Raw genomic sequence first — 13,009 nt, 5'->3', positions numbered from 1 at the left:
TCAGCGCTTGCTGGCCGGCAGGTTGACGCTGATCTCCGGCAGCACGGCGCCGCCGACGCCCCACTTGTCCATGATCGCCTTGTAGGCGCCGTCAGCCAGCATTTCCTGCAGCGTCGTCTTCACCGCGTCGCGCAGGCCCGCATTGTCCTTGGAGAAGCCCCAGGAGGTGATGTAGGGCGTCAGCATGTAATTGCCGCCGACGATGGAATATTTGCCGGGAAACTGGGTGCCCATGTAGGCGAGCGCCGGGAAGTCGCCGAGATAGGCGTCGACGCGCTTGAGGTCGAGCTGCATGCGCGCGTCCGGCGCGGACGGAAGCTGTTCGGCGCGGATCGCCGCCTCGCCCTTGGCGGTGCAGGCGGTGGATGCTTCCTCGACCTTCGCCATGATGACGCGGCTGCCCAGAAGCGTCGCGACCGACTTGCCGCAGAAATCCGCGATGGTCTTGTACGTCTGCGCATCCTCGCTGCGCACCATGGCCGAGCCGCCGGAGGCCATGTAGTTGACGAAATCGAGCTTCTGCTCGCGCTCTTCGGTGTCGCTGATGCCGCCGGAGGCGACGTCGAAACGCTTGGCCTCGATGCCCGGAATGAGGGCCGCATATTCGGCCTGGACATATTCGAGCTTCAGGTCGAGACGCTTGGCGATTTCGGCCAGCAGATCGGCACTGGCGCCCGTCACCACGGTCGCGCCCGGCTCACGAAATTCGATCGGCGGGAAGGTCTGCTGCGAGCCTACCGTGATCTTGCCCGCGCTGCGGACTGTCTCAGGCACGAGCTTCGCCCCCTCCCCGGCAAAACCGGCGCCGGCGAAAGCGGCCGTTGCGGCAGCAGCCAACACGAATGTCTTGATAATCCCATGTTTCATTGCATTACCCCTGTCATTGTTGATCTTGTCTGCAGTCGGCATGGATGGSGGCAGCGCCGGAAAGCCGGCGCCGCCGATGGCATCAGCGCGTGTCAGCACCCTTGCCCGGAATGTTCGACGGGTTCGGGCGGTCGGCGCGCGGGCATTCTGCGGCCTTGTCGAAAACAGCCTGCACCTTTGCGATATAGTCCGGCGAAAAATCCCACTGCTTCAGGCCGGCCGGGATATGTTCCCAGTAGAAGTTCGGCGGACGCATGGCGATGCCCGGCCGGATCAGGCGGTAGGTCCAGCAATCGTACTGCTTGCCGTCCTCACCGTGGACCGTGACGCAGCAGCGCTCGAAATCGTCGTAGTCTTCGGCAAAATGCGACTCGTCATGCTCGAACACGACACCTTCGGCACGCTCGCCCCACGCATCCGCCGTGCCCAGGAAATGGCACCAACCGCGATCCGTGCGGTCGCCGGCGGCATGAAACCGGAGTGCATGGTTGGCCGCGTGAGCTTTGGTCACCGGCTTTGCCGCCGGCATGAAACGGGCGATCTCGATGTCGTGCAGCCATGTGCAATAGGCGAAGTAATACATGAAAACCTCTTCCATGGGACGGCAGAAACCGCTCCCATCGTTGTTGCGTTTCGATGGAGCTTGCGGCGGGCCGCCTCTCCATATATTATTTCGTATATGAAGAAATATCCGCAGTCAAGCGACCAACGGCGCCCTTCGAAAAGGAGAAATGAAATGATCAGGATTTTGGACAGCCATGCCTATCCGGGGTGCATGGCGATTGCCGACGCGCACCCTGAGGAGGGGCCGGCACATATCGAGTTCAGCGATGGCACGGTGGCCGGCGCCAGCATCGAACATCTGGACGAAGGGCGGATCGCGCTGACGATCGACGCCTATGAAACCGGCAAGGGAACGGCGATCGCGCAAAAATCCTGGTTGCTGGAAAACCGGGGCAACGATCGCTGGCGCATCAGCCGCCGGCTCAACGGCGGCTGAACGCGGGCCGCAAGGCAGCCTGGCTCGAACCCGTCGAGCAGTCTTTCCATGTGTGCCTGCCTGCCATCCGATCCAATTGCATGCGACCATCTGCTCAGCGCATCACGCGTGTTGCGAAGGCTACAGGGGACATGAGCCGCCCCCACAGCCATCGGCGCACCAGTCAGCGACAATGCCTCGCGCTCTGCCGAGGCGGGTTGGCGAGGTAAGCGCAAGGCAGGGCTCGCGCGGCAGCGGCCGCCTGAGTTTAAGGCCTTCCGGCCTAACCCCGATTGTCACCGGCCGATGCCGCCCGGCTCTCCGCGACAGGTTGGGATTGCTTGAGCGTGATGACGCGCCAGCCAACCAGGGTGAAAGCGATCGTCATCAGCGGGTTGAGAAAATTGAAGAAGCAGAAGCCGGCATAGCTCGCCGTGCTGACGCCAAGGGCCGAGGCCATATAGGCGCCGCAGCTGTTCCAGGGTACCAGCGGCGAGGTGACGGTGGCGCTGTCGCCGATGACGCGCGACAGCATGACCGGCGCAAGCCCGCGATCGCGGAATGCCTGCTGGAAGATGCGGCCCGGCAGCGCGATGGAAATATACTGGTCGGATGTGATGACATTCGAGAACACGGCTGTTCCTGCGACCGTCGAGACCAGGCCGGTGCGGGATCTGGTGTGGGCGACCACCGGATCGATCAGCCTGTTGAGAAGACCGGCATGCTCGACGACCGCACCAAAGGCGAGCGCCGTCATGATCAGCCAGACCGTGTTCATCATGCTCGACATGCCCCCACGGCTAAGGATCACGTCGATCGCCTTGTCTCCGGTTTCCACCGAATAGCCATTGGCAAGCGCTGCCCATGTGCCCTTGATAAGCGCAAGCGGAGCCGACAGATCGGGATCGGCGGCGAAGGCGATGACGCGCGCCGGGTCTTGGATCACTGCCAGAAGAGCGCCGGCAAGCGCGCCCGAAAAGATCGCCACGAAGGGCGAAACCCGGCCGATCGACAGGGCGAAGACGAGGACCAGCGGCAGAAAGGCCCAGAGCGACACATTCAACTTGCCTTCGATCGCCATCAACAGGCCGGAGGCATCGAAATCGGCGCGTTCTCCAAGCAGGCCGAAGATCAGCACAGCGATGGCCAGCGCTGGGACGGAGGTCCACAGCGATTCCCGGATGTGGGAATAGATGTCGGACCCGGCCGTCGCTGCCGCAAGATTGACCGTATCGGAGAGCGGCGACGCCTTGTCGCCGAAATAGCCGCCCGAGATGATCGCCCCGGCAGTGATCGCGGGTGAAAGCCCCATATGGCCCGCCACCCCCATCAGACCGATGCCGATGGTGCCGGCCACCGTCCAGGAACTGCCGATACCGAAGGCCACGACCGCGCAGACGAGCGCGGTCGTGGCATAGAAATAGTGCGGGCTGAGCAGTTTCAGTCCGTAATAGACCATCGATATGATCGTGCCGCTCATAGCCCAGGCCCCGATGAGAGAGCCGACCGCGAGCAAAATGAGCATGGCAGGCAGCCCGGCGGAGATGCCTTCGACAACGGCTTGCCGGATGCCGGCCCAGGAAAGCCCGTTCTTGTAGGCAATGCCGGCGGCGATCAACCCGCAGAACAGCAGCGCTACCTGATTGGGGCCAGCCGAGGCGCCGTCGCCGAAGAGCAGATAGGACAGGGCCAGAAGCATGACCAACGCGATGCAGGGGATAAGCGCGTCGATCAGCGATGGCTGACGCCGCCCAAAGGAAGCCTGCGGATTATCGCTTCCGTCCACCAACGTTGCCCCCTTGGATAGAGGAGCGCTCCTTCGGAATGCTCCGATGATGCTTTGCCAGGGTCAGTTCGCGGCGCCTGCCGGCATCAATGCCATGTCAGGCCGGAATAATCCGAACTGACGATGGTACCCCGATCGCCGCGCACGATCGCCTCGATATCGGCCAGCGCCCCGATCGCCGCCTTCCTTCCCGGCCCGCGGGCAAACTGGCAGGCGGCATCGACCTTCGGCCCCATGGAGCCGGCGGGGAACTTGTATTGTCCGATCGCCTCTGGCGTCGTCTTGTGGATCGCCTTCTGCTCCGGCGTGCCCCAGCCGGTAAACACCGCGTCGGCATCCGTCGCCATGATGAACAGGTCGGCCTCCAGTTCCCGTGCCAGAAGTTCAGAGCAGAAATCCTTGTCGATCACGGCTTCCACACCTATCAGCGATCGATCCTTGCCCTGTTCGTACATGGTCGGTATGCCGCCACCGCCGGCGCAGATGACGATGGTGCCTTTCTCCAGCAGCCATTTCACCGGCCTGATTTCGAAGATGCGCTTCGGCAGGGGCGACGGCACGACGCGACGCCAGCGTTCTCCATCCTGCTTGAAGACCCACCCCTTCTCGCCCGCCAGCCGGTCGGCCTCGACCTTGTCATAGACCGGGCCGACGAATTTGGTCGGGTTCTTGAAGCCGGGATCGTTGCCATCGACCTCGACCATGGTCAGCATGGTGGCGAAAGGCACCTCCACCGGCAGGATGTTGCCCAGCTCCTGCTCCAGCATATAGCCGATCATGCCTTCGGTTTCCGCGCCGAGCACATCCAACGGATAGGCTTCGTCCGGCTTGTAGGCCGCGCCCTGCAGGGCAAGTAGGCCGACCTGCGGCCCGTTGCCATGGGTGATGACCACCTGATGTTCGCGGGTGACCGGCGCGATGGCTTCCGCCGCGATGCGGATATTGCGCCGCTGCGCCTCGGCGGTCATCGGCTCTCCGCGCTTCAAAAGCGCATTGCCGCCGAGTGCGATGACGATGCGCATGGTCAATCCCCCAGCGTGGCGACGAGAAGGGCCTTGATCGTGTGCATGCGGTTTTCGGCCTGTTCGAAGGCGACATTGGCTTCGGATTCGAAGACCTCGTTGGTGACTTCGAGCCCGTCGCTGATGCCGTAATCCTCAGCGATCTGCTTGCCGAGTGTGGTTTCGGTATCGTGAAAGGCCGGCAGGCAGTGCATGAACTTCACCTGCGAATTGCCGCTCGCCTTCATCAGCGCCGCGTTGACCTGATAGGGCATCAAAAGCTTGATACGCTCCTTCCAGACGTCCTTCGGTTCGCCCATCGATACCCAGACATCGGTATGGATGAAATCCACGCCTTTGACGGCAGCCTTGACATCGTCGGTGATGGTCAGCCGCGCTCCGGATTTTTCGGCGAGGTCCTTGGCGATCTTCTGGTATTCCTCCGCCGGCCAGAGCGACTTCGGGCCGCAGATGCGCACGTCCATGCCCATCAGGCAGCCGACGATCAAAAGCGAATGACCCATGTTCGAGCGGGTATCGCCGACATAGGCGTATTTGATGTCGGCGATCGGCTTGTCGCTATGCTCGCGCATGGTCATGACATCGGCCAGCATCTGGGTCGGGTGGTACTCGTCCGTCAGGCCATTATAGACGGGAACGCCGGCATATTGGGCCAGGGTCTCGACACCCTTCTGGGCCGAACCGCGATATTCGATCGCATCATACATGCGGCCGAGGACGCGGGCTGTGTCCTTGAAGGATTCCTTGTGGCCGATCTGCGAACCGGCCGGATCGAGATAGGTGACATTGGCCCCCTGGTCCGAGCAGGCCACCTCGAAGGAGCAGCGTGTGCGGGTCGAGGTCTTTTCGAAGATCAGGCAGATTTCCTTGCCCTTCAGGTGCTGCTGTTCCGTGCGGGCATATTTGGCGCGCTTCAGATCGCGGGCGAGATCGAGAAGGTAGCGGAATTCACGCGGCGTATAATCCTGGACCGTCAGCAGCGAACGGTTGCGAAGATTGAGGCTCATGATGATGCTCCAGATCTGTTGACATGTTCGGGGTCGGTAAAAAGCTCGCCTCAGGCCGGCTCGCGCCAGATCGGGCAGGTCATGCAATGGCCGCCGCCGCGGCCGCGACCGAGTTCGGAGCCTCTGATGGTGATCACCTCGACCCCGGCCTTGCGCAAAAGCGTATTGGTATGGGTGTTGCGGTCGTAGGCGACGACGACGCCGGGCTCCAGCGCCACGACATTGTTGCCGTCATCCCATTGCTCGCGCTCCGCCTCGTAGGCGTTGCCGCCGGTGGCGACCGTGCGCAGTTTCTTGTGGCCGAGCGCCTCGGCCACCACTTCCAACATGTGCCGGGTTTCGGCGCGCACCTCGAAACTGCCGTCGTCGCCGGCGGGATGCACGCTGTAGCAGCGGATCTGGTCGACCACGTCGGCAAACAGCGTGACGAGATCGCGGTCGAGGAAGCTGAAGACGGTATCGAGATGCATGGCCGCGCGGCTCTTCGGCATCAGGCAGCCGATGACGCGGGTGGCGGCCTTGGCCTTGAACAGCGCCTGTGCCACCTGGCCGACGGCCTGATAGGTGGTGCGCTCGCCCATGCCGATCAGGACCGTACCGTTGCCGATGGGCATGACGTCGCCGCCTTCCATCGTCGCATTCATGAATCGCTCGTCGCTGTCGCCCCACCAGATCTTGAAATCGCCGCCCTTGAAGGAAGGGTGGAACTTGTAAACGGCGCGCTGAAGCAATGTTTCCGGCTGCCGTGCCGGCCAGAACATCGGATTGACGGTCACCCCGCCATAGATCCAGCAGGAGGGGTCGCGCTGGAACAGCGTGTTGGGAATGGGCGGAATGACGAATTCCGGTGCGCCCAGCGCTTCCAGCATCAGTTCCTTGCCGCGCATGTCGGGCAGATCTGAAACGGAGATGCCGCCGATCAGAAACGCAGTCAGCTGTTTCGACGGCATCTCGTCGAGCCAGGGGCGCATTGCCTCGGAAACCTGCGATCCCAGCACATTCGGCACGATGCGGCGATCGAGCACGAAATTGCGGGCTTCCTTGTCGGCAAGCGTCTGTTCGAGCAGGTCGTGCAGTTCCAGCACCTCGACACCGCGCTCCTGCATCTTGAGCACGAAGTCGTAGTGATCCTTCTGGGCCTCGTGCACCCAGATCACGTCGTCGAACAACAGGTCGTGGCAGTTGCCCGGCGTCAGCCGCTGATGGGCGAGCGAGGGCCGGCAGACCATCACCGTCCTGAGCTTGCCGACTTCCGAATGAACACCGAAATTGCGCATCGTGTTTCCTCCACCGCAGAAGACGTTGAAACGTGTCAGGCAATGCCAATCAGATGGGGCCGATCAGATCGGGCTGATGACCCCGGTCCACATCAGGTAGACGGCGATCAGCGCCATGAGCGCGATGCCGATCGCAATGAAGCGCTCCATACCGATAAAGATCGGCTCCCCGTGCTCCTGGCGGGCGCGGGCATAGACGAGAATGCCGGGCGCGAAGAGCACCGCGCACATCAGGAGATAGCTGAGACCGGCGGCATAGACGAGCCAGATGCCATAGAGCGTGGCGACGAGGCCGACGATCATGTCACGCCGCCGCCCCTTGTCGCTCTCCCTGTAGGTCTCGCCGGTCACCGCCAGTTTCAAAGCGTAGGCGCCGGAGAAGACGTAAGGCGGCAGGATCGCAACCGAGGCGATGAAATAGAAGAACTGGTAGGCGCTCTTCGAAAAGAAGCTGAGGACCAGGAAAACCTGAATCAGCAGATTGGTCGCCCAGAGCGCATTGACCGGCGAACCATTGGCATTCTCCGCGGCAAACCACTTCGGAAACGTGCCGTCGCGGCCGCAGGTAAAGGGGATTTCAGCGCACAGCAGCGTCCAGGAAAGGAAGGCCCCACCGACCGAGATCATCAGACCGAGATTGACGAGCGTGGCACCCCAGCGCCCGACCAGTGGTTCCAGCACACCTGCCATGGACGGCACTTTGAGGCCGGCAAGCTCCGGCTGGCTCAAGACGCCCGTCGACAGCAGCGACACCAGCACATAGATTCCGAGCGCGCCGGCAAAGCCTATGACCGTTGCACGGCCGACATCGGAGCGGCGCGCGGCACGAGCGGAATAGACGCTTGCCCCTTCGATGCCGATGAACACCCAGAGCGTCACCAGCATCGTGCTTTTCACCTGCGCCATGACGCTGCCGAGACCGGCGCCGCCTTCCGTACCGCTTCCCCAGAAATCGAAGGTGAACTTGTCCCAATGGAAGGCGATGATGGCGATCAGCACGAACAGCATCAGCGGCACCAGCTTGGCGATGGTCGTGACGATGTTGACGAAGGCCGCCTGCTTGATGCCGTTCAGCACCAGCGCATGGATCAGCCACAGGCAGATCGAAGCGCCGAGAATGGAGATGAGGTTGTTCCCGTCGCCGAAGGCGGGAATGAAGAAGGACAGTGCCGAAAAGATCGCCACCGCATAGGCGACGTTGCCGAGAAACGCGCTCAGCCAATAGCCCCAGGCGCTGTTGAAGCCGATGAAGGGGCCAAACCCTGCCCGCGCATAGGCATAAGGCCCGGCGTTGAGATCGGGCTTGCGATTTGCGAGCGACTGGTAGACCAGCGCCAGCATCAGCATGCCGATGCCGGTAATGAGCCAGCCGATGAGGATGGCCGCCGGCGATGCGGCGCGCGACATGTCAGACGGCAGATTGAAGACCCCGCCGCCGATCATGGAACCGACGACCAGCGCGGTCAGCGGCAAAAGGGTGAGTTTGTCGGACGGCTTTTCCGTCACGATGACTTGGTCATGCGTGATTGCCATGATGTCCTCCGAGGCGCAGCCGGCTTTTTCGGCCTTATGCTGCTGCGACCAAAAAGGGAGTATACCGGCTCAATTTAACGTCCGGACGTATGTTACCGGAGGATACTGCCCAGCAACGCGTAATGCCGTGAAGGCCAAGAGACGCACGGTTGAAGCTATCAGATGCCGGAAGGACGCCGTCGTGGGCATCCAGAACAATCCGCTACGTGCCGCGCCAACGGCTTCCCATGGCGCTTCACAATCCCAGCGACTGCAGCTCGGCATCGACCCTTTCGCGCGCCTTCTTTGGCATCTTTGCCGCCTTGATGGTTGCCAGGTTTGCGGGGCTGTCATCGACGACGATCACGGCGGCCATGCCCATGCCAAAATGCGGCGCGCACTTGATGACGTAGGCACCCGACGCGCCGAAGGTCACCTTGACGGTTTCGTTCATCTTGCCCTTGAACGCTTCGGCTCCGACCGGCAGCAGACCGGAAACAGTCTCCGACGTAGGCACCCGACGCGCCGAAGGTCACCTTGACGGTTTCGTTCATCTTGCCCTTGAACGCTTCGGCTCCGACCGGCAGCAGACCGGAAACAGTCTCGGCATTGTGGCTCTTGTCGGTAGGGATGAAGGTTACGTTATCACCCTTCGCCACCTTGAGGGCGCCGGGTTCGAAGACCATCGCGCCGTCCTTGCCCTTGTTCAGCATATGAATTTCGAAATCGGCGGCACGGGCCGCAACGCCGAAGGCCGCGGTCAAGATGGCGGCGGTTGCGACGGCGAGAATCCTGTTTTTCATGTTTTTGGCTCCTGGTGCAAAGCCCGATCGGCTTCGCTTGCAAGGACCATAGGCAAGGCGGCTTTTGCACTCTTTGCTCTCGATCAAACAGACGCGGAAAATCTCCGCCAATGCCTACGCGCCGGCCGACATTGACGGGAACAAACGTCCCGCGTTCTTGATCGAAGACAAAGAGGCGCGTGCGGCGATGTCCTAGAAACTCGGCTATAGACCGAAGAGGACACCCATGACCGACGACATCATTGCAAAATATGGCGATGCCCGGCTGCCGCGATATACCAGCTATCCGACCGCGCCGAAATTTTCGAACGACATAGGAGCGCTGGACTATTCAGGCTGGATCAAGGGCATCGGCGCGGGGACGGCCTCGCTTTACCTGCACATCCCCTTCTGCCGGTCCATGTGCTGGTATTGCGGCTGCCACACCACCATCACCGAAAAGGATCAGCCGATCCTCGACTATCTCGATATCCTGAAACGCGAAATCGAGATGGTTGCCGACCATTCCGACAATGCCCTCGATGCCAGGGAAATCCATTTCGGCGGTGGCACGCCGACGATCATCGAGCCGCGCGATTTCGTCGGGCTCATGTCGCTGCTGCGGCAGAATTACCGGGTTCATGCCAAGGCGAATGTTTCCGTGGAGATCGACCCCCGCACCCTGACGATGGAAATGGCGGCGGCGCTCGGCGACGGCGGCGTCACCAGGGCAAGCCTCGGCGTGCAGAGCTTCGATCCCGTCGTGCAAAAGGCGATCAACCGCATCCAATCCGAGGAAACCACGGCGGCAACCGTCGAGGCGCTACGCCGCAACGGTATCGGCGGCATCAATTTCGACCTCATCTACGGTCTGCCGCACCAGACCGTCGCCTCCTGCCGCGAAACCGTTCGGGCTGCGATCGCCATGCGGCCGGATCGTTTTGCCGTGTTCGGATACGCCCACATTCCAAGCTTCAAGAAGCATCAGCGCCTCGTCGACGAAAACGCTTTGCCCGATGCGCAGGCCCGCCATGAGCAGGCCGAAGCCATTGCGGAAGCTCTCGTTGCCGCCGGGTATGGCCGCATCGGTCTCGATCACTTCGCCTTGCCGGAAGACGAGCTTGCCATCGCCGCCGGAAACGGCCAGCTGCGGCGGAATTTCCAAGGCTACACCACCGACAATTGCGATGCGCTGCTCGGTTTCGGCGCATCCTCCATCGGCCGCGTGGCGGAGGGTTACGTGCAGAACGAAGTGCCGCCCGGCTCCTATGCCCGCAAGGTTTCCTCGGGAGAACTGCCGCCGGCAAAGGGTTACAAGCTCACACGCGAAGACCGGCTGCGCGCCCATGTAATCGAGCGGCTGATGTGCGACTTCGCCGCCGATGTCCCGGCAATCGCAGCCGCACATGGCTTTTCGCCGGATGTGCTTCTTGGCCCAAACCATCGCCTGCGGGACATGGCCGAGGATGGCCTGATCTCGCTCGAAAACGGCATGATCCGTCTCGACGGTGCCTATCGCTTCCTTGTTCGCACTGTTGCCGCCACCTTCGACAGCTATCTCGCAGACAGCCAGCGCACCTTCAGCAAGGCCGCCTGAAGCGCATCGCACAATAGATGAGGGCACGAAGGTCCGCTCGCCTTCGAGCCCTCTTCCCGCACGTTGCCGGGCAATCCGACGCTGCATGCGTCAAACGCCTGCCGGTATCGCCCGGCTAAGAGATCGTCAATATGGGCAATGGTGACGGGATACGCCACGAGGCTTCCGGCGCCGCCAGAAGATTCTGCAAGCGTAAAGTCCCGACATTGCGCACCAAGCGCCACTCGGCAGAGACGCCGCCGTCAAGCTCGAAATTCCTCATATAATGAAAATATTTCCCCGGAAAAATCGTTGTTTTCGTGCGATTTTTCCAGACTTTTTACGTCATTTCCGCGATCTTTCGATCCAAACTCCCTTGTATATTTTTCAAAAATCTATAGCTTTAGCGTATCGAACCTTGCTTGTGACCTTTGTCTTCGCCTCTTTGGCCCGGTCAGATTTCCTATCATCGTCGATTTACACGCGCTTGTTTTGAGCGGTTTTCCCACGCGATTGAAAGGATATCGTCATGAATTCGGGTACTGTAAAATTCTTCAACACCACCAAGGGTTTTGGCTTCATCTCTCCGGATGACGGCGCAACCGACGTGTTCGTTCACATTTCCGCCGTTGAACGTGCGGGCTTGCGCTCGCTCGTCGAAGGCCAGAAGGTAAGCTTCGACGTGGTTCAGGACCGCAAGTCGGGCAGAAGCTCCGCAGACAATCTGCGCGCCGCTTAAGGCATTATCGCTTGCTCCCGCTGACCACGGATGTACCGGCAGCGGTGAAGGCGAGCGATCGGAAGAGGTCGGGGTAACACCCGGCCTTTTTATTTCCGCACATAATGCGTTGCGCGAAGGAGCTCGCTATGAGCCGAGCAATTTACGCTGTTGGCGACACGGTCAAGCTCAAGCCAAATATCTTGCGCCGAGCAGAAACCGATTCCGTCTGTCAGATCATCGGCATCCTGCCGTCCGATCACGGGGAAGCGCAATATCGCGTTCGGCTCGGTAACGAGACGTTCGAGCGCCGCATCCTCGCCAGCGACATCGACACGCCGGAGATGAAAGCGTCTCAGGCTGTCGGCGAAGCGCCGTCGCACGCCAGCCGCAATGAACCGTGGCTGAAGCCAGCCAGCATTCGCACCAAGAAATAAATATGGCGCGGCTTCCACGCCGCCATGAAGGGACAGATTTTTGCAAGTTCTCGTTCGGGACAACAATGTCGATCAGGCTCTCCGGGTCCTCAAGAAGAAGATGCAGCGCGAGGGTCTGTTTCGCGAGATGAAGGCACGCAGTGCGTATGAGAAGCCCTCGGAAAAGAGGGTTCGGGAGAAGGCTGACGCCATCAGACGCGCTCGCAAGCTCGCCCGCAAGAAAGCACAGCGCGAAGGGCTGATCGCCGCTCCCAAAAAGAAGATCGCTGCCGCCGGCGGGCGATAAGGCATAACGTCAATTGGAGTACGGTCTGATGGCGGACACAAAGCAGCAATTCTTCAAGCCGACAAAGGTCAGCACGGAAAAGAAGGCGGCGGATACGAACTCTGCCGCACGCGGCATTGTCCAGCAGGAAGCGGTCGCCCGCGACAAGAAGACCGAGAGGCTTCGCGCCTTGCGCCTGGCCAAGGAGGCCGCCACCCCGACTCCTCCCCCACAGAAGCGGACGAAAAAATAAGGCAAGCGGCGACGCATCGTTTCGTCAAGAGGAAACGATGCCCCGAAGCGCGTTGTCTTCCACATCGGAGCAAACTCCGGGCAGATCTGCGATGTTTTCACGGAAACGTCGGCAAGGCGGTTACTTGCGGTTGGCCGCCACCCGGAATCGAACTCTTCCTGGCCACCGACGCAAGCCGCCCGTCGGAAGCACCTGACGCTCATCAGGATCGACAAGAGCTTCAGGCGCAGAATTACCGCTGCAACTGCCAATAGCGCGTGCCCTGACTGGCACCGGCACCATGCATCCTGGGGAAACGCGACGACGATTGCGAGAAAGCTCCTGGCGACTGTTGATAGCAGAGCCGGACAATCGTATTTTCTTTGTCGACAAAAAGGATGCTCATGACCAAAGTCGATTCGACGACCCTTCCCGAACGCAAGCGTGGCTCTGGCGCCAAGATGGTCTACGACCTTGTGCGCGACGAGATTCTCGATCTGGTTCTGCCGCCTGGCAGCCCCTCGATCTGGTTCTGCCGCCTGGCAGCCC

Annotated in this window: 13 protein-coding genes and 1 pseudogene; 6 read left to right on the top strand and 8 right to left on the bottom strand. The window is 61.2% G+C overall.

Annotated elements, in window-relative coordinates:
- Both ASC86_RS08410 and ASC86_RS08405 read right to left on the bottom strand, forming a co-directional pair.
- Complete coding sequence (locus tag ASC86_RS08410) at positions 1 to 867, bottom strand: ABC transporter substrate-binding protein (RefSeq protein ID WP_056393150.1); 867 nt, start codon at positions 865 to 867, stop codon at positions 1 to 3.
- 82 nt (positions 868 to 949) lie between these two features.
- Positions 950 to 1,450, bottom strand: coding sequence for a gamma-glutamylcyclotransferase family protein (locus tag ASC86_RS08405; RefSeq protein WP_056319364.1), 501 nt, complete (start codon positions 1,448 to 1,450; stop codon positions 950 to 952).
- A 153-nt stretch (positions 1,451 to 1,603) separates the two neighbouring features.
- Here ASC86_RS08405 and ASC86_RS08400 point away from each other — a divergent pair, with 153 nt between their 5' ends.
- Positions 1,604 to 1,867, top strand: coding sequence for a hypothetical protein (locus tag ASC86_RS08400; protein WP_056319152.1), 264 nt, complete (start codon positions 1,604 to 1,606; stop codon positions 1,865 to 1,867).
- A 262-nt stretch (positions 1,868 to 2,129) separates the two neighbouring features.
- Here the strand turns inward: ASC86_RS08400 and ASC86_RS08395 are convergent, their stop codons facing one another.
- From ASC86_RS08395 to ASC86_RS08370, 6 genes and pseudogenes are all read right to left on the bottom strand, one after another.
- Positions 2,130 to 3,632, bottom strand: a complete 1,503-nt coding sequence (locus tag ASC86_RS08395) for a Na+/H+ antiporter NhaC family protein (protein WP_056319150.1) — start codon at positions 3,630 to 3,632, stop codon at positions 2,130 to 2,132.
- An 86-nt stretch (positions 3,633 to 3,718) separates the two neighbouring features.
- A complete protein-coding gene (gene arcC, locus ASC86_RS08390; protein ID WP_056319147.1) occupies positions 3,719 to 4,654 on the bottom strand; it encodes a carbamate kinase in 936 nt (311 codons plus the stop codon).
- A gap of 2 nt (positions 4,655 to 4,656) precedes the next feature.
- Positions 4,657 to 5,661: an ornithine carbamoyltransferase gene (locus ASC86_RS08385; RefSeq protein WP_056319145.1), complete on the bottom strand. Its 1,005-nt coding sequence runs from the start codon at positions 5,659 to 5,661 to the stop codon at positions 4,657 to 4,659.
- Positions 5,662 to 5,711: 50 nt separating this feature from the next.
- Positions 5,712 to 6,938 (bottom strand): arginine deiminase, encoded by a 1,227-nt coding sequence (gene arcA / locus ASC86_RS08380; RefSeq protein ID WP_056319141.1) that lies wholly within the window; start codon positions 6,936 to 6,938, stop codon positions 5,712 to 5,714.
- Positions 6,939 to 7,001: 63 nt separating this feature from the next.
- Complete coding sequence (arcD, locus tag ASC86_RS08375; RefSeq protein ID WP_056319138.1) at positions 7,002 to 8,471, bottom strand: arginine-ornithine antiporter; 1,470 nt, start codon at positions 8,469 to 8,471, stop codon at positions 7,002 to 7,004.
- Between the two features lie 235 nt (positions 8,472 to 8,706).
- Positions 8,707 to 9,253, bottom strand: a pseudogene (locus ASC86_RS08370) (pseudoazurin).
- A 226-nt stretch (positions 9,254 to 9,479) separates the two neighbouring features.
- On the opposite strand from ASC86_RS08370, the gene hemN reads away from it, so the two are divergent.
- The 5 genes from hemN to ASC86_RS08345 all read left to right on the top strand — a co-directional run bounded on the left by hemN (position 9,480) and on the right by ASC86_RS08345 (position 12,481).
- Positions 9,480 to 10,829: an oxygen-independent coproporphyrinogen III oxidase gene (gene hemN / locus ASC86_RS08365; protein WP_056319136.1), complete on the top strand. Its 1,350-nt coding sequence runs from the start codon at positions 9,480 to 9,482 to the stop codon at positions 10,827 to 10,829.
- A gap of 508 nt (positions 10,830 to 11,337) precedes the next feature.
- Positions 11,338 to 11,547 carry a cold-shock protein gene (locus tag ASC86_RS08360; protein ID WP_056319134.1) on the top strand — a complete coding sequence of 70 codons (210 nt, stop codon included), beginning with the start codon at positions 11,338 to 11,340 and terminating at the stop codon, positions 11,545 to 11,547.
- 128 nt (positions 11,548 to 11,675) lie between these two features.
- Positions 11,676 to 11,963, top strand: coding sequence for a hypothetical protein (locus ASC86_RS08355; protein ID WP_056319130.1), 288 nt, complete (start codon positions 11,676 to 11,678; stop codon positions 11,961 to 11,963).
- A 40-nt stretch (positions 11,964 to 12,003) separates the two neighbouring features.
- The gene (gene rpsU / locus ASC86_RS08350; protein WP_056319126.1) at positions 12,004 to 12,249 is read left to right on the top strand and encodes a 30S ribosomal protein S21; all 246 of its coding nucleotides are present in this window, start codon (positions 12,004 to 12,006) and stop codon (positions 12,247 to 12,249) included.
- Positions 12,250 to 12,277: 28 nt separating this feature from the next.
- The gene (locus ASC86_RS08345) at positions 12,278 to 12,481 is read left to right on the top strand and encodes a hypothetical protein (protein ID WP_056319123.1); all 204 of its coding nucleotides are present in this window, start codon (positions 12,278 to 12,280) and stop codon (positions 12,479 to 12,481) included.
- Positions 12,482 to 13,009: the final 528 nt, after the last annotated feature.

Origin of the sequence: Rhizobium sp. Root1212 (assembly GCF_001424985.1) — a bacterium.
Lineage (GTDB): Bacteria > Pseudomonadota > Alphaproteobacteria > Rhizobiales > Rhizobiaceae > Pararhizobium.
The sequence above is the reverse complement of the archived record's forward strand: the minus strand, read 5'-3'. Positions and strand labels throughout refer to the sequence as shown.

Coding starts and splice junctions, on each gene's coding strand:
- ASC86_RS08385 (WP_056319145.1), bottom strand. CDS start 5,661: ATGAGCCTCAATCTTCGCAACCGTTCGCTGCTGACGGTCCAGGATTAT.
- ASC86_RS08400 (WP_056319152.1), top strand. CDS start 1,604: ATGATCAGGATTTTGGACAGCCATGCCTATCCGGGGTGCATGGCGATT.
- hemN (WP_056319136.1), top strand. CDS start 9,480: ATGACCGACGACATCATTGCAAAATATGGCGATGCCCGGCTGCCGCGA.
- ASC86_RS08355 (WP_056319130.1), top strand. CDS start 11,676: ATGAGCCGAGCAATTTACGCTGTTGGCGACACGGTCAAGCTCAAGCCA.
- arcA (WP_056319141.1), bottom strand. CDS start 6,938: ATGCGCAATTTCGGTGTTCATTCGGAAGTCGGCAAGCTCAGGACGGTG.
- arcC (WP_056319147.1), bottom strand. CDS start 4,654: ATGCGCATCGTCATCGCACTCGGCGGCAATGCGCTTTTGAAGCGCGGA.
- ASC86_RS08360 (WP_056319134.1), top strand. CDS start 11,338: ATGAATTCGGGTACTGTAAAATTCTTCAACACCACCAAGGGTTTTGGC.
- ASC86_RS08405 (WP_056319364.1), bottom strand. CDS start 1,450: ATGTATTACTTCGCCTATTGCACATGGCTGCACGACATCGAGATCGCC.
- ASC86_RS08410 (WP_056393150.1), bottom strand. CDS start 867: ATGAAACATGGGATTATCAAGACATTCGTGTTGGCTGCTGCCGCAACG.
- arcD (WP_056319138.1), bottom strand. CDS start 8,471: ATGGCAATCACGCATGACCAAGTCATCGTGACGGAAAAGCCGTCCGAC.
- ASC86_RS08345 (WP_056319123.1), top strand. CDS start 12,278: ATGGCGGACACAAAGCAGCAATTCTTCAAGCCGACAAAGGTCAGCACG.